This window comes from Pseudomonas brassicacearum, from assembly GCF_003732265.1.
GTDB classification, from domain to species: Bacteria; Pseudomonadota; Gammaproteobacteria; order Pseudomonadales; family Pseudomonadaceae; genus Aquipseudomonas; species Aquipseudomonas brassicacearum_D.
Genome location: NZ_MOBK01000457.1, coordinates 1 through 481, shown reverse-complemented (window position 1 = coordinate 481; position 481 = coordinate 1). Strand labels below are relative to the sequence as shown.

The following is a 481-nucleotide window of genomic DNA, read 5'->3' as shown; positions in this document are numbered from 1 at the left end:
GCGTAGCCAGAACGACTACATCGAACTGGGCAAGATCTTCCACGCCGTGCTGCTCAGCGGTGTCGAGCAGATGAGCGTCACCACCGACGACATCGCCCGCCGCTTCATCAACATGGTCGACGAGTTCTACGACCGTAACGTGAAGTTGATCATTTCGGCTGAAGTCGAGCTGAAGGACCTGTACACCGGCGGCCGCTTGAATTTCGAATTCCAGCGCACGCTGAGCCGTTTGCTGGAGATGCAATCGCACGAATTCCTGTCGCGGGCGCACAAGCCTTAAGCGAATTTTCGGCCAATAAAAAGGGCCTGCAATTGCAGGCCTTTTTTTATGTCCAGAATTCACCGCAATACCCTGTAGGAGTGAGCCTGCTCGCGATAGCGGTGTATCAGTCACATAAATGCTGCATGGACGGACGCAATCGCGAGCAGGCTCACTCCTACATGGGTTTGTGTGTGGGCAGAGGGTTATGCAGCCTGCTGA

1 protein-coding gene is annotated in these 481 nt (G+C 54.9%); it reads left to right on the top strand.

Features of this window, described 5'->3' with window-relative positions; genetic code table 11:
• Positions 1-280, top strand: a 280-nt coding sequence (zapE, locus tag BK660_RS32235; RefSeq protein ID WP_123436480.1) for an AFG1/ZapE family ATPase, incomplete at its 5' end; no start/stop codon positions are given.
• Positions 281-481 lie beyond the last annotated feature (201 nt).